Annotated in this window: 26 protein-coding genes, 4 tRNA genes and 1 pseudogene; 17 read left to right on the top strand and 14 right to left on the bottom strand. The window is 22.6% G+C overall.

The genetic code is table 4. The annotated features are described in order from the left end of the window. Window positions 1-3 precede the first annotated feature (3 nt). The 7 genes from AACL11_RS06290 to AACL11_RS06260 all read left to right on the top strand — a co-directional run bounded on the left by AACL11_RS06290 (window position 4) and on the right by AACL11_RS06260 (window position 7,365). Complete coding sequence (locus AACL11_RS06290) at window positions 4-1,506, top strand: hypothetical protein (RefSeq protein ID WP_338986795.1); 1,503 nt, start codon at window positions 4-6, stop codon at window positions 1,504-1,506. Between the two features lies 1 nt (window position 1,507). Next, complete coding sequence (locus AACL11_RS06285) at window positions 1,508-2,893, top strand: hypothetical protein (RefSeq protein WP_338986793.1); 1,386 nt, start codon at window positions 1,508-1,510, stop codon at window positions 2,891-2,893. Beyond that, window positions 2,805-4,256 carry a hypothetical protein gene (locus AACL11_RS06280; protein WP_338986791.1) on the top strand — a complete coding sequence of 484 codons (1,452 nt, stop codon included), beginning with the start codon at window positions 2,805-2,807 and terminating at the stop codon, window positions 4,254-4,256. The genes AACL11_RS06285 and AACL11_RS06280 overlap by 89 nt, the downstream gene beginning before the upstream one ends. A gap of 65 nt (window positions 4,257-4,321) precedes the next feature. Further along, window positions 4,322-5,111, top strand: a protein-coding gene (locus AACL11_RS06275; RefSeq protein WP_338986592.1) for an IS5 family transposase whose coding sequence is annotated in 2 segments (ribosomal slippage) — window positions 4,322-4,582 and window positions 4,584-5,111 — 789 coding nt in all. Because the reading frame shifts where the segments join, the coding sequence is not laid out codon by codon here. Window positions 5,112-5,138: 27 nt separating this feature from the next. Next, a complete protein-coding gene (locus tag AACL11_RS06270) occupies window positions 5,139-6,614 on the top strand; it encodes a hypothetical protein (RefSeq protein ID WP_338986788.1) in 1,476 nt (491 codons plus the stop codon). Between the two features lie 49 nt (window positions 6,615-6,663). Continuing rightward, window positions 6,664-6,876: a hypothetical protein gene (locus AACL11_RS06265; protein ID WP_338986787.1), complete on the top strand. Its 213-nt coding sequence runs from the start codon at window positions 6,664-6,666 to the stop codon at window positions 6,874-6,876. 42 nt (window positions 6,877-6,918) lie between these two features. Further along, the gene (locus AACL11_RS06260) at window positions 6,919-7,365 is read left to right on the top strand and encodes a hypothetical protein (RefSeq protein ID WP_338986784.1); all 447 of its coding nucleotides are present in this window, start codon (window positions 6,919-6,921) and stop codon (window positions 7,363-7,365) included. Between the two features lie 271 nt (window positions 7,366-7,636). Here the strand turns inward: AACL11_RS06260 and AACL11_RS06255 are convergent, their stop codons facing one another. The 11 genes from AACL11_RS06255 to AACL11_RS06205 form a co-directional block, all read right to left on the bottom strand. Beyond that, the gene (locus tag AACL11_RS06255; RefSeq protein ID WP_338986782.1) at window positions 7,637-7,906 is read right to left on the bottom strand and encodes a hypothetical protein; all 270 of its coding nucleotides are present in this window, start codon (window positions 7,904-7,906) and stop codon (window positions 7,637-7,639) included. Window positions 7,907-7,909: 3 nt separating this feature from the next. Beyond that, window positions 7,910-8,092 (bottom strand): hypothetical protein, encoded by a 183-nt coding sequence (locus AACL11_RS06250; RefSeq protein WP_338986779.1) that lies wholly within the window; start codon window positions 8,090-8,092, stop codon window positions 7,910-7,912. Window positions 8,093-8,314: 222 nt separating this feature from the next. After that, window positions 8,315-8,830, bottom strand: coding sequence for a hypothetical protein (locus tag AACL11_RS06245; protein ID WP_338986777.1), 516 nt, complete (start codon window positions 8,828-8,830; stop codon window positions 8,315-8,317). Beyond that, window positions 8,820-9,245: a hypothetical protein gene (locus AACL11_RS06240; protein WP_338986776.1), complete on the bottom strand. Its 426-nt coding sequence runs from the start codon at window positions 9,243-9,245 to the stop codon at window positions 8,820-8,822. The genes AACL11_RS06245 and AACL11_RS06240 overlap by 11 nt, the downstream gene beginning before the upstream one ends. A gap of 206 nt (window positions 9,246-9,451) precedes the next feature. Beyond that, entirely contained in the window at window positions 9,452-9,814 is a 363-nt protein-coding gene (locus tag AACL11_RS06235) for a hypothetical protein (RefSeq protein ID WP_338986774.1), read from the bottom strand. After that, window positions 9,814-10,179: an ERF family protein gene (locus AACL11_RS06230; protein WP_338986772.1), complete on the bottom strand. Its 366-nt coding sequence runs from the start codon at window positions 10,177-10,179 to the stop codon at window positions 9,814-9,816. Before AACL11_RS06230 ends, AACL11_RS06235 begins: the two co-directional genes overlap by 1 nt. Then, window positions 10,172-10,354: a hypothetical protein gene (locus AACL11_RS06225; RefSeq protein WP_338986770.1), complete on the bottom strand. Its 183-nt coding sequence runs from the start codon at window positions 10,352-10,354 to the stop codon at window positions 10,172-10,174. The genes AACL11_RS06230 and AACL11_RS06225 overlap by 8 nt, the downstream gene beginning before the upstream one ends. 15 nt (window positions 10,355-10,369) lie before the next feature. Then, on the bottom strand, window positions 10,370-10,576 hold the full coding sequence (locus AACL11_RS06220; RefSeq protein ID WP_338986769.1) for a hypothetical protein: 207 nt from the start codon (window positions 10,574-10,576) through the stop codon (window positions 10,370-10,372). Window positions 10,577-10,578: 2 nt separating this feature from the next. Beyond that, window positions 10,579-10,761, bottom strand: coding sequence for a hypothetical protein (locus AACL11_RS06215; protein ID WP_338986767.1), 183 nt, complete (start codon window positions 10,759-10,761; stop codon window positions 10,579-10,581). Further along, window positions 10,751-10,909, bottom strand: coding sequence for a hypothetical protein (locus AACL11_RS06210; protein ID WP_252318925.1), 159 nt, complete (start codon window positions 10,907-10,909; stop codon window positions 10,751-10,753). The genes AACL11_RS06215 and AACL11_RS06210 overlap by 11 nt, the downstream gene beginning before the upstream one ends. A 134-nt stretch (window positions 10,910-11,043) precedes the next feature. After that, entirely contained in the window at window positions 11,044-11,532 is a 489-nt protein-coding gene (locus tag AACL11_RS06205) for a hypothetical protein (RefSeq protein WP_338986766.1), read from the bottom strand. 358 nt (window positions 11,533-11,890) lie between these two features. Here AACL11_RS06205 and AACL11_RS06200 point away from each other — a divergent pair, with 358 nt between their 5' ends. Then, window positions 11,891-12,535: a DDE-type integrase/transposase/recombinase gene (locus AACL11_RS06200; RefSeq protein ID WP_338986765.1), complete on the top strand. Its 645-nt coding sequence runs from the start codon at window positions 11,891-11,893 to the stop codon at window positions 12,533-12,535. 44 nt (window positions 12,536-12,579) lie between these two features. Further along, on the top strand, window positions 12,580-12,822 hold the full coding sequence (locus tag AACL11_RS06195; RefSeq protein ID WP_338986762.1) for a hypothetical protein: 243 nt from the start codon (window positions 12,580-12,582) through the stop codon (window positions 12,820-12,822). Between the two features lie 90 nt (window positions 12,823-12,912). Here AACL11_RS06195 and AACL11_RS06190 read toward each other — a convergent pair whose 3' ends face one another. Beyond that, the gene (locus AACL11_RS06190; RefSeq protein ID WP_338986760.1) at window positions 12,913-14,073 is read right to left on the bottom strand and encodes a hypothetical protein; all 1,161 of its coding nucleotides are present in this window, start codon (window positions 14,071-14,073) and stop codon (window positions 12,913-12,915) included. Window positions 14,074-14,131: 58 nt separating this feature from the next. Continuing rightward, window positions 14,132-15,295, bottom strand: a complete 1,164-nt coding sequence (locus AACL11_RS06185) for a hypothetical protein (RefSeq protein ID WP_338986758.1) — start codon at window positions 15,293-15,295, stop codon at window positions 14,132-14,134. Window positions 15,296-15,540: 245 nt separating this feature from the next. Here AACL11_RS06185 and AACL11_RS06180 point away from each other — a divergent pair. From AACL11_RS06180 to AACL11_RS06160, 5 genes are all read left to right on the top strand, one after another. Beyond that, window positions 15,541-15,615: transfer RNA gene (locus AACL11_RS06180), tRNA-Asn, on the top strand. 24 nt (window positions 15,616-15,639) lie between these two features. Next, a tRNA-Glu gene (locus AACL11_RS06175) sits at window positions 15,640-15,714 on the top strand. A 56-nt stretch (window positions 15,715-15,770) separates the two neighbouring features. Then, a tRNA-Lys gene (locus tag AACL11_RS06170) sits at window positions 15,771-15,846 on the top strand. Between the two features lie 5 nt (window positions 15,847-15,851). Further along, a tRNA-Leu gene (locus AACL11_RS06165) sits at window positions 15,852-15,936 on the top strand. A 212-nt stretch (window positions 15,937-16,148) separates the two neighbouring features. Next, window positions 16,149-16,967 (top strand): Cof-type HAD-IIB family hydrolase, encoded by an 819-nt coding sequence (locus AACL11_RS06160; RefSeq protein WP_252320908.1) that lies wholly within the window; start codon window positions 16,149-16,151, stop codon window positions 16,965-16,967. Between the two features lie 468 nt (window positions 16,968-17,435). On the opposite strand, the pseudogene AACL11_RS06155 reads toward AACL11_RS06160, so the two are convergent. Continuing rightward, window positions 17,436-17,753: pseudogene (locus AACL11_RS06155) on the bottom strand (transposase); the annotation flags it as partial. 246 nt (window positions 17,754-17,999) lie between these two features. On the opposite strand from AACL11_RS06155, the gene AACL11_RS06150 reads away from it, so the two are divergent. Genes AACL11_RS06150 through AACL11_RS06140 form a run of 3 tightly spaced genes read left to right on the top strand, consistent with a single transcriptional unit; the run spans window position 18,000 to window position 20,919 of the window. Then, window positions 18,000-19,013 carry an IS3 family transposase gene (locus AACL11_RS06150; protein ID WP_338986622.1) on the top strand — a complete coding sequence of 338 codons (1,014 nt, stop codon included), beginning with the start codon at window positions 18,000-18,002 and terminating at the stop codon, window positions 19,011-19,013. Window positions 19,014-19,040: 27 nt separating this feature from the next. After that, entirely contained in the window at window positions 19,041-19,724 is a 684-nt protein-coding gene (locus AACL11_RS06145; RefSeq protein ID WP_338988499.1) for an IS3 family transposase, read from the top strand. Beyond that, window positions 19,696-20,919 carry an IS256 family transposase gene (locus AACL11_RS06140; RefSeq protein ID WP_422397949.1) on the top strand — a complete coding sequence of 408 codons (1,224 nt, stop codon included), beginning with the start codon at window positions 19,696-19,698 and terminating at the stop codon, window positions 20,917-20,919. The genes AACL11_RS06145 and AACL11_RS06140 overlap by 29 nt, the downstream gene beginning before the upstream one ends. The last annotated feature ends 16 nt before the right edge of the window (window positions 20,920-20,935 follow it).

The raw sequence follows: 20,935 nt of genomic DNA, 5'->3' as shown, positions 1-20,935 counted from the left end.
ATTATGAATAAAGAATTTACTTATTTACATGAAATTAGTTATTGATTATTAAATAAAAGTGATTTTACTCATAGTGAATATAATTTAAGTGGTAGTAGATATTCAAGTAAAACATATAGTATTGCAGAAGAATTAGCAATATTAATTGCTATTTCAATTAAAGTAAATAAATCAATTGCTATATATTGTTTTAGAAAATTAAATAAAGATATTAATGAATTAACAAAAGAAATTGATGAAGCATTAATTAATATTGGTTTTGATTATAAAGATTTTAATTTAAAATATCCTAATAAACAAGCAGATTTTCGTTTTAAAGGTAGTAAATCATTTATTAGAGTTATGGGTGTATATAGTAATTCAAATGATAGAATACCACTTAAAGGGCTTTCTCGTAGTGAAATAAAAGGTTTTGATTTAGCAATTGAATGATGTGAAGAAGCAAATGAATTTAGTCAAGCAGAATTTCAAGCAATAACATTTGCATTAGGTAATGCTAAAAAAACTATTAAAATTAGAAGTTGTAATCCAGATAATATTTATCAATATTTTATTACTTATATGAATGAACGTGTACCTTTTAATTTAGAAATTATGAAATGTAATAATGAACAAATAAAATCAATAGAAGAAAATCAAATGTTTAAATTATTTCATTATTCAAATTGAAAAGTAAATTCTCATAATTTAAAACAAGATAAGATTAATAATCTTGAAGAATTAAAAATATTAGACCCTATAAAAGCACAAAGTTGATATTATGGAGTTCCTAGTGTTTTACAAGGGGCTATATTTGCAAGATATTTAGATAAAGTAAATACTGAATTAGATTTTCAAGTTTCTAAAATAACTGGTGGATTAGATATAGGTATGGCAACAAGTAGTAGTGGTCATCCAACTGCTACTTCATTATGATTTATTGGTGAAAATCATAATGGAAGAAGAGCACATAAAGTAAGTGAATTTTATCATAGTAATGTTACAATGAAATTTAAAAATACTTATGAATTAGCAAATAGTATTATTGATTATTATTTAATTGAAGCACAAAAATATTTTGCTATGTTTAAAGGTTTTATTTGTTATGTTGATTATGGTAATGGTGGTCAAGCATTTATTGATGTTTTAAATGTAGAAAAAAATAAAAGAAATATGAATTGATTAAATTTTGAACCAGTAGATAAATCAGTAATGTATTTAAAAGATAGAATTGATTTTACTACTACTGGATTAATTAAAAATATATTAAGTTATGATTGAAATAATTGTCCAGAAACTAAAAGACAATATAGTTTAATTCAATGATTATCTAAATCTAAAATAGAAAATTCAAATAATGAACCTAAAATGTTAGATTTATATGATGATACTTGAGATAGTGATTGTTATGCATTAATGAATGATATGAAATGATTAATTGAACAAATAAATAATGAATTATTAATTAATAAAACTAAATTTGAATTTGGTAAACAATATAGTTTTATTAATAATAAGGAGTGATAATATGAATTATAGTCCAACAGAATATTTTAGTATACATGAAGATAATTGAGAATTAGATATACCTAGAATTATTGCAAATAAAAGTACAATGTTATGATTAGGTAAAGGTTTATTATTTAAAAGTGAAGATAAAGATTTATTAAATTTTTTAAATAAATTAAAAGATAAAGATAAATGAAATGAAAAATTATATCAATTTGGTATTCAAAATTCATTATTAGGTAAATGTTTTTTAATATGAATGTTAACTAAAAATGGTGAATTAAGTTTAACTTTACCAAGTCCAAGTTTTATGTCACGTGTTGCTAAATTTAATGAACAAGAACAATCAGCAGAATTATTTTTTATGAATGAACAAAGTGATAATGGTAGTTTAACATGAGTAACAATAGAAAATTCAAAAGTAAAAGTTGAAATATTTAATGGTAATAGAGAAATTTTATTAGGTAGTACAAAATCAAAAATTAAACCAGAAAGTCAATTAAAACAAAAATATGAATTAAAAAATCCATTTGGTTATTTACCAATTGTTGAAATTACAAATTTACCACAAATTCATTTTTATGGTAATAGTACACAAATGAATGCATATCCAGATTGTGCACCAGTATGAAATTTAATATGAGATTTACAACATATTATTAAACAAAAAAGAAAAGAAAGAATATTAAATTTAACTAGATTTTATGGAATTATTGATAATGAAAAATTTAAAGCTTTAAATTTAAGTGATGATTTTCAATCAATTATTAAAGATGCATTTTTAAATATTACTACTGCAAATTATGTAAAAGGTGGTAATGGTGGAGTTGATATTGTACAAGGTAATCCAAAATTTGGTGAATATTGACTTGATTATAATGGTACAGCAAAACAAATATTTAATGGTGCTGGTTATGATTATGATGAATTTAATGGTATTAATTATGAAAATAAAACTAAAACATTAATGAATAATAAATTTGATATGCAAACAACAGAAGTTAAAATAACACATTATTCAACTTATTTATATAGAATGTTTGATATGTTAGTAACTTCTTCTAAAGATGAAAATGGAAAAGTATATTGAAATGGTAAAGGTGAAAGACCTTATAGTTTTGAATTTATACCAATTGCTATGGTTGACCAATTAGTACAAGATGAATTAATTAATAGTAGATTAAATAATGGAACAATGTCAATAGTTGAAGCAATTAGTTTATATGAAAATATTGATACATTAATGGCAAAACAAAAATTAGAACATATTATTAATGAAAATAAATTTTTAAATAAAAATTTAGGAGATAATACAAATGATAATGAACAACGCAGTAAGAATTCAATTAATGAAACAAGCACATCTAGCATTAAAGCAAACTCAACAATTAATAAAGAGATGTAGTTATTGAAAAATATTTCCATTTGTTATAAATAATGGAGCAATTCCTTTAACTGAAACGAGTTATAAACCTATTAATAGTAAAATAAGTGATTTTGGACAATATGAATTAATATTAACTGGTACTACTCCAGTTGTATGTATTTGAAAAAATAGTACAAAAATATATCAAAAAAATAAAGGTAAAATTAATGAAGAAACACATAAAGTTAATGGTCAAGATGAATTTTATACAAAACAATATAAAATAGGTGATTATTGAAATGCTTATTTAATTGATGATACAAGTGGTGTTGATTTTAGTAATTTACCAAATAATCAAATATTTAAAACAGTACAAACAAAAAGACAATATACTTTAGTAATGTTTGAAGAACATATTACAATTGATGATTATTTACAATTTTTTTGTGTATTTAATGATGAAAATGAAAATATTGGTGGTAATAGTGGTAAAAATCAAGATAGACAATTATTATATATTTCAAATGTAACAAATTATTATAGTCCTTATAATGGTGCATTTAGTATGCAAGTATTAACTTTTAGTAGTTTAAATGATAGAGTAGTTGCAAGTGGTCAAAATACACTTGATTTTGTACAATATGCAAGTCCTGGTAGTGGTTATGCTTTCCCTACTATTCAACAAGGAAAAGTAACATTAAATCGTACTTTAATGCGTGATATAGGAGTAAGATATAGTCATAGACAAAGTTATGGATTAGAATTATTATCAAGTTGTTATTATTATGGAAGACCAATAATTCAAGGTCAAGAACCAATACAACAAAATAATGAAGAAATATTTGAAAGTAAAATATTTGCTTCAAGAAGATTATTTATTGCTGGTAATAATGATTATAGTACTACTGAAGTTAAAAATAATGGTGGTTTACTTGCTGGTATTAATGACCAAATAACTACAAGTAGTCACCCAGAAACTACATTTTATAATATAATGGATGCAAGACCAACTGGATATACTAATTATGATAATTGACAAAAATTTTTAGAAGCAAAAAGATTTGATATGTTAGCAGAAAAAGATTTTAAAGGATTATTAGCATGTAATAAAAATTTAGCAATTAATAGTAATGGTAAATCAATTGGAGAAGCAAAATTCTTTTGAGATTCAGAATGAAATATAAATAATTTAACTGGCAATTATAATGTTGATATGTCAAGTAATTTTAAATATAAAGACCCAGATACTAATTTAATTATAGGAAGTCCAACTGTTGATTATAGTAAAATATCACAAAAATATATGTCAGCAATATTAAATTTTAATAGTGTAGTATTTTCTCCATTAATACAAATGCCTTATGATTCAAATCAATGATTACCAGTAGCATATAGTTCTTAGAACCTGTTTAGAATCTTTTAGAAAATAATGTAAAATTACTATATATTTTAAAATAAGAGGTATATATGCATAAAAATTATCCAAGTCATGTTACTAAAGAACAATTTGAGAACATAAAATCAACTTTAGAAAACAGCAAAAAGAAAACAAAACCAAGAAATTTAGATTTATATGAAGTGTTTTGTGCAGTTTTATATGTATTAAAAAGTGGTTGTCAATGAAGAATGTTACCAAAAAATTTTCCAAAATGACAAACTGTATATTATTATTTCCAAATTTGAAGTAAAAACAATGATAAAGAACCTAGTGTATTGCAATTAATTTTAAAAAAAATTAGTTAAAAAGATTCGTATTAAGAATCATCGAAAAGAAAAAACTAGTTTTTGTATAATTGATTCGCAAAGTGTTAAAAATACAGATACTACTGAAAATAAAGGTTATGATGCTGGTAAAAAGATTTCAGGAATAAAACGTCATATTGCAGTTGATACGCAAGGTTTACCACATGCAATTTACATAACTACAGCAGAAAAAACAGATCGTAATAGTGCTATCATAATGATTAAAAGTGAAAAAGAAAATCTTTCTACAGTTCAAAAAATAATAGTAGATGCTGGCTATACTGGTGAAAAATTTGCTTTTAAAATCAAAACAATCATAAATGCAAATGTTGAAGTTGTAAAACGTAATGAATTACATTCTTTTGTAGTATTGCCAAAAAGATGAGTTGTAGAACGAAGTTTTGCATGATTAGAAAAATGCAGAAGATTATGAAAAAATTGTGAAAGAAAACTAAATACTAGTTTACAAATGGTTGTTCTTTCCTTTATTTCAATTTTATTAAAAAGATTCTAAACAGGTTTTTATCCTTTAATTGGTAAAATGTTAAATGCTTTAACTTTAGGTATTCCAATTGGTTGAATTAAAACTCAAAATTATCAACAATATAAAAAAATGGCATTTTTTAATGGATTTATGTCTGCTTTTTTTGCTTCAAATTTATCAAGTATTATTGGTAATAATGATAATAATTGATTTATACCTTTAAATGTATTTAGTAATTCAAGTGAATTTGCATTAGGTAAAATGTTAGGTTCACATGTTAGTACAACTGCTATGACTATGAAATTAAGTGATAGAATAAGTGTTTATCCATGAGATGCTAAAACTGGACAAAAATTAACAGTAAAAGAACAAATATCAACTGTTGATTTATCACAAAAGAAAAATAATAAAGTTTATATTTTAGCAGAAGATACAGAATTTTTAGATATAGCAAGTCCATTTACAAATGAAGATACTGAATGTCAATGAAATCCTACAAGTAATGGTATTGCTGATGGTTCTAATTATGCTTATATTATTACTGATATAATAAGTCAAAGTTTACATCAAGGTGAAGAAAGACATACATTTTATAGTGATAATCCTTTTACTTATCAAGGTGATTATAATGAAATATCAATTGCTCAGTTTAGATATAATAATAATGGTGCTTTAACTGGAAATACTTTTAATTGAACAACACAATATAAATTAAATCATGATGAATATGAAGAAAGTGAAGAAACAACATTCAGTTATCCAGCAAATATATTACCACCCGACCCACTAAATATAGCAAAATCAATAATTATTAATCCAGAAAATTTTAATATAAATAATAATGGAATAGATATATCTTTAATTAGTTTTAATAGTTCTCATAATCCTTATGATAATACTAATGAATGATTTAATAATAATAAAATTAAAACTAATGACTTTATTTTAAATTTAACATCAAAATTAGACCCAACATTATTAATTTATAATTTTAATGATTTAAAAAGATATTATAAAAGTTTAACTATTTATTATGAATATAATTTTGAAACAATTGAAAATAAACATAATGAACAGGCAATAAATTTTAATACAACAGAAAGTTTTAACCCGTCAAAAGAAGTAAAAAATACAAGTATAACTATTGATTTAAAAGATTTAATATTTTCAAATTCACAAGAAAAAAATGTTAAAGATTGAAAATTGGTTCCTAATGTTCAACCATATTCTGCATTTGGATATGCTTATAATTCAAAATTATTATCTAATTATAATCTTGCTGGTTATACATTTACATTAACTGAAAGTTATTATGGTATAAAAGAAGAATTAACTACAGATAGTGCATGTGGAATTAATATATTAAACATAAGTTCCAATAATACTTTAATATGAAAGTTTAATATATACGTAAATCTTGGAAAAATAGAATCAATTTATGGAGATGCAGTTGGTCAAAAGGTTGGATATGCTAAAAGATATATTTCAAGTTCAAATTTAAAAATTACTAAATTGATACTTAATAATAGATAATTTGATATTCTTTGTTATAATTTTATTATTATTTACAAAGGAGTTAAAAATGGATTTACCTAGTATGATTGCTTTACTAATTGCTATAATATTACCGATAATAACTGCATTTATTTATTTTGGATTAAAGTTAAGTTTTAAAAATAATACATATGGTGTTTTATTACTTTTTATTGCATTAAATGTTTTTGGTTTAATTTTAGGATACTGTATTATTTCGAATTTAAGATATAAAGAAAAAAAACATTATATGATAAGATAAATAAATATTTAGATAAACAAGAAAAAGAAAAAGATTCAAAAAATGTATAATAATGAAATTAATAACGATACTTTAATGTTTATGGTTATAGGTTTACCTATAATAGTTATAGTAATAGGAGTTATTATATATTGTATAGCTATTTCAATTGATAACAGTTCTAGACTAGATACAGTTAATAGTGCTATTGAACAAGAAATAAAAGATTTTTTGTTCAAAAAAAATGATATAAATTATATTTTTAAAAATAGTAATTTATATCAACAAATGAAAAATGAGATAAAAACTGCAATAATAGATTTAAGACATAATAAATATACTCTTAATAAAGCATATATAAATAGGTCTGAGAATAAAATTAAGCAAATACATCGTATTATTAATAAGTACTATAGATTAGACAAAAAAACTATTATTGAAATTAATAATAATGTAGAAACTAACGACGATATTATTTTAATAGAAAATAAAGAAATTGATAATGACTAATCAAAATAATATTTCCCCACAATCTTAAATATTAATGTATAATATGAATTTACTTACATTAGTGTAAGTTATAGATATCAATTTATTTCATTTCTATTCTATAATTAGGTTGGCACCTAATTAAAAAGTTACCAATAAGGTAACTTTTTTTATATAAAATGTTATAAGCTGGGCTAACCCACTGAGTTCATTACTTTTAAAATGAAGACTTATAACATTATGTTTATATTATATCATATTTTCTATATTAAATATAGCTAATTTAGTTATATTATTCATCTTCATCATCATCAATTTCTATTTGAGAATTATGATGATGACATTGTTTACATTTTTCTTTTATATTTCACATTTTTACATTTATTTCATAATCATTTATTAATTCTTTAAATTCTTCAATATTATATTTATCAATATGTAATTGTTTAAAATTTAAAGTAAAATCTCCTTCAACTGAAAAATGCCCAACACTTACATCATATTTTTTTTCTTTTTTTCATTTATTTAAAAATTCATCTATTGTACAATTTATCATTATCATTATTTACTCCTTATTTTTTATTTCTTTTACTTTATTTTTAAATTGTTTTTTATGAAAATAACACATATTAAAAAATTGAACAGCACTATCTTCAATATTTACAGTTTTTAAAGTAACTAATACTTTACTATTACAATCTTTAACAATACATTTAAGTAATACTTTTTCTTGTTTTTGTTTTTGCATTATTTTACTTCCTTATTTGTTTTTATCAGTTCTCTTATAACATCTAATAAGGAATCTACTACATAAGAATTTAATTCAAATTCATAATTTCTAATTTTAATTTTTTCTTTTTGCATTATTTATTCTCCTTTTCTTCATCACACATATCACATTCTCCAAAATAATAATTTTGTACTTTATAATATATATAATGTTTACATGGTTTTAAATCATCTTTACTCATTATTTATTCTCCTTATTTAAATAATATCAACCAATTAATAAACTATCTGCTTCATCATGATTTGATATTTTTATATTTCAATTTTGTTGTCTAATTAAACCACCAACTATATATAATGATTTTTCTTTATTTCACTTTTTATCTTTAAATAAATCATCTTCTTCATATCTTAATTCTTTTAAATATCAATTTTGTCATTCTTTAGGACTTATTAACATATCTTTTGTTAATAATTTATTAAATTGTCCAGCAATAAAACCACGAAGATGGTCTTGTGTTTCAGAACCTTTCATATTAGGAAAACCACTTTCTATAATTAAATCTAATTCATCATTATTTGCATTTATAGCTCAATAAAAACTTCTTTTTCCCTTATAATTTTTAAAACTATAACTTTTAACAAATATTGGTTTTCAAATTATTATAAAATTATTACTTATATTTTCTTTTTCTCATAATGTAAATCCAGTATTTTTTATACTTGGGTCAATTGAAAGTAAATAATTATTCATCATCTTCATCATCATTTCCTTCTAATTCTTCATTTCATTCACCTTCTTCAGCAAAACAATCAGTACATATATTATCATCATATTTTTGTGTATATCATGAATTACTAAATTGATAATCACATCTTTTACAATATTCAATTAATTTTTCTTTATATTCATTAATATATTTTTGAGCCATTTTTCTTCTTATATTTTCAACTTTAATCATATGTTCTTCACAAAAATATCTTACTTGTACATTATCTTTATCTAATTTTGTTGGTAAATTAGTGCAATTTGTTATATGTTTACCTAGAGTATTAACTTCACTAAAACAACATGGTATTGGTTCTTGTGGTGGAAATACACTTTTACCTTGATGATTTAATTCAAATCCACATTTTTCATTATTTTCTTTATTAATTTCAACTTTTTTCATTATCTAATACCCTTTCTATGTTCTCTTACATGTTCAATATTTTCTTCATCACCAATCATTATTTCTCCACAAAAAACACATTTATACTTTGTTTAATATCCCATTATTTATTCTCCTTATTTTTATTTAAATTCATAATTAATATTTCTAAACAATTCATACATCAATAATTAGTTAATCAAATTCTTTTATTACAATATTTACATTTATTCATAATTTCTATACTCATTTTTATTATTATTTTTTAAATTTTTAAATCTTTCACGAATTTCTTTAAATTTATCAAATAAAGTTTTTAAATAATTTTCACCCATTAATATTAAAAAATCTTTATTATTACTTGGATTTAATCTTTCCATATCTTCTCTGATACATTCATCAAATAAAACTGTATTTGTAATCATATATTTTTCAAAATAATCTAATTGTTTTTCACTTGGTTCTCATTTTTCATTTTGTATTTTTACATTATTATTAATATAATTATTTTGTTGTTTATTATTTTGTATTAAATTAACATTATCATTATCTGGGTCAAGTTCATCTTCACTTAATAACAATAAATTCATTAAAAATATCTATAAGCATAAGTTTCTGCACTACCTTTTGCTTTTGCTACATCTTTATTTTTAGCACATGCTAATATATCAAAATATTTAATTTCTTTATCATTATCTAAATCAATAATTGTATATCTTTTAAAATAAGTTATTTCTACTTCTTTAGTCTCTAAATAATTTATTTTTCTATCAGTTGTTAATATATCTTCATGTGTAATAACAATATTTAATTCTTTACATAATAATTTAACTTTATTAAAAATATCACTTAATAATCAATATTTATAATTACCATGAGTATTAAAACCATTTTTAGGTGTACTACCAATTTCTAATTGTAATTTAAGTATTTTTTTATATAAATTATTATTCATTTTTATCACTCTTTCTATTTATTGCATTTTTAATTAAATCCCTTACAAAATTATTAATTGTAATTTCTTTTTTTACACAAAGTTTTTTTAATTCATAATGGTCACTTTTAGTAAGTCTAATAATAATTTGTTTAATAATTAAATCTTCTGGTTTCTTTTTAGGAGCTGCTGTCATATTTATTCATCTCCTTTAACCTTTAAAAATTCTTTTATAATCAATAATTGCTTGTTCTAATTTGTTTACATCTTCATAAATAAAATAATCATTATAAATTTTTAAATCACCATCATCATCAATTGTAATTTCTCAATTTTCATATTTACTATTAAATTCTTCTTGTAATTCTTCAAATTTTTCTATTAATTTTTTTGCATTTTCTAATTCTAATCTATTCATATTTACACTCCTTTAAAATTTTCTAATTGTAATTCATTAATATAATATTCATATAAAGAATCTCAATTATTTGATGTTAAAAACATATCGTTTTCAATCATTTCATCAATACATTTATTACAATAATATGTATTTTCAATTTCACTAAATCATATATATTTTTCATTATGTATATTACATTTCATTTTTTTCACCAATTAATTTATAAAAACATTTATTACAAGTTCTATTTGCAAATGATGAATTTTTATGACAAATATCACATGAACCAAATATTTTTTCAATTTCTTCATATTTTAAATATATTCTTTTATCTTCTTTTAAATTCAACATAAATTAATTCTCTCTTTCTATAATTTTTAATATTTCTTGTATTTCAATATATTTTTTATTTTTAAGTAATTTTTCATTACATAAATTTTTAATTAATTCTATTTTTTCAACATTTAATAACATATTAATTTCCTTTAATACTTTAAATAAAATATTTTTTCATTATGAGTATTTATATCTTTCATTGGTGTAACAATATAATTTATTACTAAATCATTATCTTTATATGGATTATTTATTTTAAAACTTTTCATATCTTTTTCTCATGTAATGTTATATTTAAAACATTCTTGATTTTTATCATTTGTAAAAATATAATAACCATTATATTGTTCATAAAATTCACAAGATATTAATTTATTTTCATTTGTAGTAATATCTGAAATATTTTTTATATATTTTAAAATTTCACTACCTTTAATACTTTCAATATCTTTTGTAATTGATTTTTTACCTAATTTATAATTAAAATCTTCAATTATTTTTAATGTTATTTTTTTATTATTTTGATTAATAATAGTATCTTTAATTGGAAATCATGTTTCATATTCACCAATTTCTAATAACATACCTTTAGTTGTTTCTCTTACTTTATTTTTAATATCTAAATTAACATTAATCATTACGAATCCTTTCTATGTATAAGCCTTATCACCTACAGTGATAAAAGGCTTATATACTACTAACTAAATACTTCTACTACTATACGTATAGGCTTATTGCTACTGTAGGTAGCAAAAGCCTTGGAGGGTAGGGGTTCTAGGGGAAGGGAACCAAAAAATATCAAGTTTTAAAAGAGCAACACAAAAATTACTATTAGTTATATCTGCACTATAGCCTTTAATAATTTTTATTTAGTTATGTAATAATTAATTACTTTAATAAAGTACAGATTTATCAAAATAATTAATTATAATTGTTCAACAATTAAAAATGAGAGTTTTATCTCTCATTTAATTTCTTATTAAACCGTATCCAAGTTTGCAATGCGCCCCAAAACAAATGCGAAAAATTATGAAAAAACACAATATTCAAGGATTAAAACAAACTAAAAATAACTATCCTAAAAACAAAAAAAATCCAAATAAGTGAATACCTACAATGGATAAAGTAAACAAAGATTACAAAAGTACAACCGCTTCAAATCAAATTTGATCAATGGATACTAAACAAATAAACACCAAAGAAGGTTGACTATATCTTTTTGTAATTATTGATTTTTATTCAAATAATGTTGTTAGTTATAATACATTTTCAAATAAATCATATCAAGATTTAATTCTTCCTGCACTTGAAAAAATAAACAACCAATTTTCTTGAAATCAAATAAAAAACGTTATTTTACATTCAGATAACGCCAACGAATTTTATTGTCAAGAAATTACAAAATGAGCAAAAAACAAACAAATAATTTTAAGCAAAAAACAACCATATGATATTGGCGGTAATGTCATATCTGAAAATTGATTTTCACATTTATCTCAAGAATGATTGCCTAAAGACTCAAATCAATATTTAACAATCAATGAAGCTATTAATGATGTAAATCAATATGTTATGTTTTATAATTATGAAAGAATACATTCTAAATTTTTAAAACCACCAATATTACAAATAAAAATTTAGAAATATCTATCAAAATATGGTCCAGTAATTAGGGCTAACCACCAGTGGCCCATTCCAAAATACCCTGATTTACAGATTGACAAATTCCATATTTTAATGAAAAACAAATACAAGCATTTACACGCACACAAATTGAGTTATTTACAGAAGAACAAATTAAAAATTCACCACAACTTTTATTAAGAAAAGAAGAAATTAAAAGTTTTAATTCAAAAGAAATAAATAAATATAATTTAAATAATGAAACTTTAAGTAGTGAAATTAAGAATAATTCAAGAAAATTATAAAATTTATTTTATATAAATTCTTATTGTTTCTAATAAGATATTTTATTTTTTCTTTTATTAATTTGAACTTAAATTTTAGATTCATATTTTTTATAATATTCTAGGCAAATCAATTCTAAAAAAATTATATAATTTTTCTCATGCAATATTACGTTGACTTTCTTCAGTATCTATTCACTGATCAAAGGCTTCGGCAAATAAATCAAGATGTGATTCTCGGCCATATTCACTTCTCACAATACCATATGCTAAAAGTTTTTGATAAATTGGATCGTTAATTTTTGTACCATTTGCTAATGATGAAATCATATAATTAGTTTCATCAGTTATTTCTCCTTTTTCTAGATTATCTTTTAATAAATAAGATGAATTAAAATAATTATTTCATCATTTTTTAGGATCATTATCTGCAAGTGAATTTATTCTTTGTTTTCCTTGAAAATTTAAACGAATAAAAGAGCCTAAAGCATGACCATATTCATGAACAATTGTTCTAATAATACTTTTTGAAGCTTTATAACCACTAACATATTGCCAATATTGAGTTCTTTTACTAAGAGAATTTGGATTTATTGCCATAACTTGAACTAATGAATAATTTTGAAATTGTGAATCATAAACATAACCAGATTTAACAAAACCAAATAAGCCATTTTTATTAATTTTAGCCACTCGATATAAAAGTTTAAGAACATTTTTTTTACCATAAATTTGTGCAAATATATTATAAAATCGAACTAATTTATCTTTTATCTCTGCTTTTTCATTAGCATTTATTGTAGATGAATTAATTAATGTATCCCAATTAACATTTGTATAAGTTTTGCCAAGATTAGTAGTATTAATTTGATTTTGTAAATCAGAAAAATCTGTAAAATTACTCTTATTATTTGCTAACAAGTTAAATTCATTAATCGATTCTTTTTTTGCCTGATATTGAATTTTTTCTTCTAAATTAGTAACAAAGTTTAGTTTTTTACTAGTTTTATTAAATCAATTTTGCGGATTTTTTAAATATCATTGTTTTAAACTGGCAGCATCTTCACCTTCAATAAAATTTATGCGATCACTTACTACTTTATTAATTCTCTTATTGATATCAGGAACAATATAATTACCAGAAATATCTTGCTCATTTTCATCAGCTAAATCATAATCATTATTAGTACAACCTCACCTACAAGCAATAACATTTATTGTTGTTGCACTAACCAAAATATAATTTAAAAAAAATCTAATTATTTTTCTCATAACTTTATCTCCTGAATCTATATTTAAATAATTAGGGATTTATATTAATTTAATTATGCTATCATGAAATATTTAACTTATAATAAGGTATTTCTGTATAACTTTCTGATACTTTTGTTGAAAAAGCAAATATTTTTGATCCTGGTTTAGGAGTTATTTTTGCAGTTTTTAATTTTTTATTAAAACTCTCAATAAGAAATTCATTATATAAAATATCTTTATACTTATCAGCAATTTTTTTACCAAGTGTCTTTACTACAACATCATAAAATAATTTATTTTTATTATTTTCTGTATATAATCCTTCTAACTTAATGTCAATTTCTTCATCATTTTTTGGTTGTTTACCTTGGTAGTTAATAAAAAATCGATTATTTTCTGTTGGTAATGGTAAAAAGTTTGCTTTAAATGATGAATAATTCATAATATTTTCAATTGCAAAACTAAATTCAATCTTTCCTTCATTATTAAAATTGGGAAAACTTAACTCATATATTTTTAATGCTGAACTAGTTAAAGCAGATGTAATCTCATTTTCATAAAATTTTATTAATTTATTACGATTTCCCAAATATTCCATAACTGTTGCAAATCTCCCAAATTGACTTGTTGGATGTAAGAATGTGCTTTTTTCATACATATCAGTATTAAAATAAATTTTTCCAAGATTTTGTTCATAAAAAATATCCGAAAATTCTACTGGCTTATTTAAAATATCTATTTTCCCTTGAAAGTGACTATTACTTTTTGCTATTAAAGAAATATTTTTATTATCTTGATTAATTAGTATATCTAAATCATTATTAGAAAACTTAGTACCATTCATAATATTAATTGCTTCTAAAATTAAATCTTTATCAACTATTCCGTTTTTTTCAAAACTTTTACTATAAGGCAATGCTTTTTTAGTTATTATTTGACTAATATCATTACTTAGTCAAAGCAAATTAACCTCTTTAACTAAAAAAGGTAAATCTGTTGTATCTGGCATATAACGAATAATAGCCTTTGTCATTCCATCTAACATATCAATATCAATATTATCAGTATTCATTTTTTCTTTTCTTAATTCACTTTTCAAACTAAATGAATTAGGAATTATAGTATAAGTTTCTTTAATACTATTATTTATTTTGCTTAGATTCGTACTTAATACATTTCCAAAAGTTCCTACAGTTGTTCCAAATGTTAAAAAACTTAATGTTGCTAATAATAACTTCATAAATTAAAACCCCTTTATATTAATAATGTAATTCTACATGATTTCTATGTTTACTTCTTTCTAATTAATTTTATCATTAATAGTATTCATTATTACAAATAATACTTAAGTTATTATTATATTTAATTTAAAAAAATGATTAATAAATCATATACATTGCCGTAATCAAGAAAAAAATAAAAAAAACTTTATTAGTTATTGCAAATTATACTTTTCTTCAATATAATAATTAAGGTTTAGTAAATGCCCGGTTAGCTCAGCGGCAGAGCATTCGACTGTTAATCGAAGTGTCATAGGTTCAAATCCTATACTGGGCGCCATTATTCTAAACTCTTGTTTTCTACGGCTCGTTGGTGAATTGGTAAACACATAGGATTTTCATTCCTACATTACGGGTTCGATCCCCGTACGAGTCACCATTAATTAATATTTAGACTGCAAGTATTATAATTACTTGTTTTTTATTCCCCTAGATGTCTCGTTAGCTCAATTGGCAGAGCATCAGACTCTTAATCTGAGGGTTGTAGGTTCGAGGCCTATACGGGACACCAAAAATGCGGAATTGGCGAAACTGGCAGACGCACCAGATTTAGGCTCTGGCGCCGAAAGGCATGAGGGTTCAAGTCCCTTGTTCCGCACCATACATTATTTTATTAACCTTTATGTTTTTCATTAAAGGTTTTTTCTTTTTTGAAATTTTTATTATATAAAAATTAAAATAAAATATTATATTTAAAATATAATATTTTATTTTAATTTAAGAAATTTTATTCTATGGAAATATATAGTATTTTATTATTTTATCTTTATAATATTAATAAAATAATAGAAAAAAGAAAGCAGGAAATGATTGATGGTAAAAATAATTTTTACTGATGTAGATGGTACTTTATTTGATAGTGGCAGTGCCTTAAGTGAAATTAATCTTAATGCTTGTTTAAAAGCTCAAAAAAATAATATTAAAGTTGTAATTAATACAGGTAGATATGGTGAAAATGCTATTCGTGTTGGTAAAATGATTAATGCTGAAAAATATGATGGTTATATTATTGGTAATGATGGCGCTGAAATTTGATCATATACTAAACAAAAATGAATTTATTTACAACAATTAAATTCAGAAACAACAATTAAACTTTATGAATGATTAACCAAATATAATAAACAAATGATTTTACATTTTAATAGTATTGATACTTTGTATGTTAACCATGCGGCTAATAGTTGAAGTACATGAGTTGAAAATCTGCAAATTAAAATTATTAAGTTAACTAATAGTACTGATATTAAAATGCCAATTTCAAAAGTAATGGTTATTTTAGAAAAATATTGAAAGGCTAATGAAATTACAAAATTCATTAATAATTTTGAAACTAACTTTCCGGATTTAACAATTGTTCAATATCATACAAATGTTTTTTCAATTGGTAATAAAAACATTAATAAAGGTTCAGCACTACAATGATTATGTAATCATTTAAATATTGACACTAAAGATGCATTAACGATTGGTGATGGATTTAATGATTTACCAATGTTTGAAGTATCTGGTCATCCAATAGTAATGGAAAATGCTAATATTGCTTTAAAACCATATGGTAAAACTATTGCTCCAAATAATGATGAACATGGAGTTGGATATATTATTAATAATTATGTTTTTAAAAAATAAAAACTTAATATTTTTAAAAATATACTCTTATAGTTTATTAACACACTAATAATTAAAATATATTATAATAATAATAATATAAGAAAAGTGAAAGGAGAAGGAAAATATGGCAGCAAAAAACCTACTGTTTTTAATATTTTTATGAAAGCTACATTGCCAAAAGTTAAAGCAGAACACCCAGAATTAAAACACACTGAGGCTTTTGGAAAAGCAGCAGCATTATGAGCTAATGCTAAAGAAAATCCTAAAAAAAAATAGATAGATAGATAATTCCTTAAAAGAGTCAGATTTTAAATCTGACTCTTTTAAATATAAAAAAATATTAAAATTTTAAAAAAACACTAAAATTGCTATACAAATCAACAATGATAAAGTATAATCAAAATACTTACCTAGTAGGGTTATAGAGAAAGGTAAGTTTTAATTGAGGCTTTTTAATAATCTGTGTTTCTTTGTTTTACAAAGTTACTAATTCAGATTAATTCTGTCTTCAAATTTTATCATAAAATGAGCAATTGCTGTATTTCAATTTTGAATGGGCATTGTTCATTTTTTTGTTATATTGTCAATTGCTAAATAAAATATTTTAAAAACTGACATATCGTTAGGAAAAACTTTTTTATTTCTGATGACTTTTCGTAATTGACTATTAACAGATTCAATAGCATTTGTGGTATAAATTACCCTTTTTATTTCTGCAGGATAACTAATAAAAACCATTAAATTATCTCAATTTTTATATCAAGATTTAGCAATTTGTGGATATTGTTTAGTTCATTTATTTTCGGTAATGTTTAGTAATCTGTGTAACTTACAAAAATAACTATGTTTAATTAGTTCTAGTAAATATAATTAATTTTCTAGAAAGAGTGAGTTACAGATGGCTAAAAAGCAAAATATTAATAACAATGATCCAATATCACAAGCAGTAGATTTATTATTAGAAAATACTGGATGGGGCCACTTAGCCCTTTTTACTAGACCATTAATTTAAAAAATCTGAATGTATTCTAAAAACAATTGTGTTATATAATGAACACTAATTTTGACCTGAAAGGATTTTTATTAATGGATAAAATTAAACAAATAGCATTAATAATTAACAAATTAAATATCAAAGAAAAAATTAAAATTATCGATGATTGCAAAAATCAATATTCAATTAGAAACTTATGTCAATATCTTCAATTAAACAGATCAACATATTACTTTTTAAAAAATAAACAAAAACTTATTAAAAAAGAAAAAAATCATATTATTAATTGCAATCATAAATATCAAGAATTATGCCAACTTTTAATCGAATTTCATTCTACAAGAAAAGGTAGAATTTATGGATATTTAAGAATTTTTTCAGCTTTTAAAGAGTGATTAAAACAAGAGAAAAATATCATTTTAAATATAGAATTATCAACAAAACAAATGCGAAAAATTATGAAAAAACACAATATTCAAGGATTAAAACAAACTAAAAATAACTATCCTAAAAACAAAAAAAATCCAAATAAGTGAATACCTACAATGGATAAAGTAAACAAAGATTACAAAAGTACAACCGCTTCAAATCAAATTTGATCAATGGATACTAAACAAATAAACACCAAAGAAGGTTGACTATATCTTTTTGTAATTATTGATTTTTATTCAAATAATGTTGTTAGTTATAATACATTTTCAAATAAATCATATCAAGATTTAATTCTTCCTGCACTTGAAAAAATAAACAACCAATTTTCTTGAAATCAAATAAAAAACGTTATTTTACATTCAGATAACGCCAACGAATTTTATTGTCAAGAAATTACAAAATGAGCAAAAAACAAACAAATAATTTTAAGCAAAAAACAACCATATGATATTGGCGGTAATGTCATATCTGAAAATTGATTTTCACATTTATCTCAAGAATGATTGCCTAAAGACTCAAATCAATATTTAACAATCAATGAAGCTATTAATGATGTAAATCAATATGTTATGTTTTATAATTATGAAAGAATACATTCTAAATTTTTAAAACCACCAATATTACAAATAAAAATTTAGAAATATCTATCAAAATATGGTCCAGTAATTAGGGCTAACCACCCTAGAAGATTAAAAAAAATTCTAGAAAACCAAGAAATTTATTTATCGCGCAGAAAAATTAAAAAAATTATGAATGAACATAATTTAATATCAAAATATACTAAATTATCATTCAAAAATCATAATAACAAAGTTAACGATAGTCAAATAACTAATCTTGTTAATAGAAAATTTAAGAATAGGATTAAAAATGAAGTTATTGTTAGTGATTTAACTTATGTACAAGTTAATGGTAGGTGAAACTATATTTGCCTATTAATAGACCTATTTAACCGCGAAATTATCGGACATAGTGTTGGAGTTAAAAAAGATGCATCATTAGTACATCAAGCATTTATGCAATCAAATCGCTGTTTAAAAGATATTCAAATATTTCATAGTGATCGCGGTAATGAATTTAACAATAAAATTATTGATAAACTTTTACTAGCATTCAACATTAACCGTTCTTTAAGTAAAAAAGGTTGTCCTTATGATAATGCTGTTGCTGAAGCAACTTTTAAAACTTTTAAAACCGAATTTATTAATGATAAAAATTTTACATCATTAATCCAATTAAAATTAGAATTATTTGATTACATCAATTGATATAACAATATAAGAATTCACAGCACTTTAAACTACTTAACTCCAGTTAAATATCAACAACAAATGTCTACCAAAAAATAGTCCTAAAAAGTGTTGCCATTCCAATACTGAAGATTTAACAACAGTTTTTAAAGAGGGAGGATTATATAAAGAATTAACAAAAAGATTAGTAGAAAAAATGTTGAATTCTGAGATGCAAAATTATTTAGGATATGATAAGAATCAACATAGTAATAGTGACAATGCTCGTAATGGTATAAGTTCAAAAAAATTAATAACCCAACAAGGTAAAATTGAAATTGATGTACCAAGAGATCGTAATAGTAATTTTAATCCTGTAATAGTTGCAAAAAGACAAAGAAGATTTGATGGTTTTGATCAACAAGTTCTTTCTTTATATGCAAAAGGTATGACATTATCAGATATTAGAATGCAATTACAAGAGTTATATCATGGTGCTGATATTAGTGAAAGTGTTATTAGTCAAATTACTGATGATGTTATTGATGACGTCAAAGCATGGCAAAATCGACCATTAGATAGTGTTTATCCGATTGTTTATTTTGATTGTATAGTAGTTAAAGTACGACAAGATAAACGGATTATTAATAAATCAGTTTATATAGCTTTAGGAGTTGATTTAGAAGGTAAAAAAGATGTTTTAGGTTTATGAATTAGTGAAAATGAAGGTTCTAAATTTTGATTAGTCAATTTCACAGAAATGAAAAATCGTGGCTTAAATGATATTCTGATTGCTTGTAGTGATAATTTAACAGGCATGTCAGAAGCAATACAATCAGTTTATCCTAAAACCGAACATCAATTATGCATCGTTCATCAAATTAGAAATAGTTTGAAATATGTCTCATATAAGCATAGAAAATCTCTAGTTGCAGATTTAAAACCAATTTATACTGCATGTAGTGAAGAACAAGCAATGCAAGCTTTAGAATCATTTGAAAATAAATGAACTAAACAATATCCACAAATTGCTAAATCTTGATATAAAAATTGAGATAATTTAATGGTTTTTATTAGTTATCCTGCAGAAATAAAAAGGGTAATTTATACCACAAATGCTATTGAATCTGTTAATAGTCAATTACGAAAAGTCATCAGAAATAAAAAAGTTTTTCCTAACGATATGTCAGTTTTTAAAATATTTTATTTAGCAATTGACAATATAACAAAAAAATGAACAATGCCCATTCAAAATTGAAATACAGCAATTGCTCATTTTATGATAAAATTTGAAGACAGAATTAATCTGAATTAGTAACTTTGTAAAACAA

This window comes from Spiroplasma endosymbiont of Dasysyrphus albostriatus, assembly GCF_964019495.1.
In the GTDB taxonomy this organism is placed as follows: Bacteria; Bacillota_I; Bacilli_A; order Mycoplasmatales; family VBWQ01; genus Spiroplasma_E.
The sequence above is the reverse complement of the archived record's forward strand: the minus strand, read 5'-3'. Positions and strand labels throughout refer to the sequence as shown.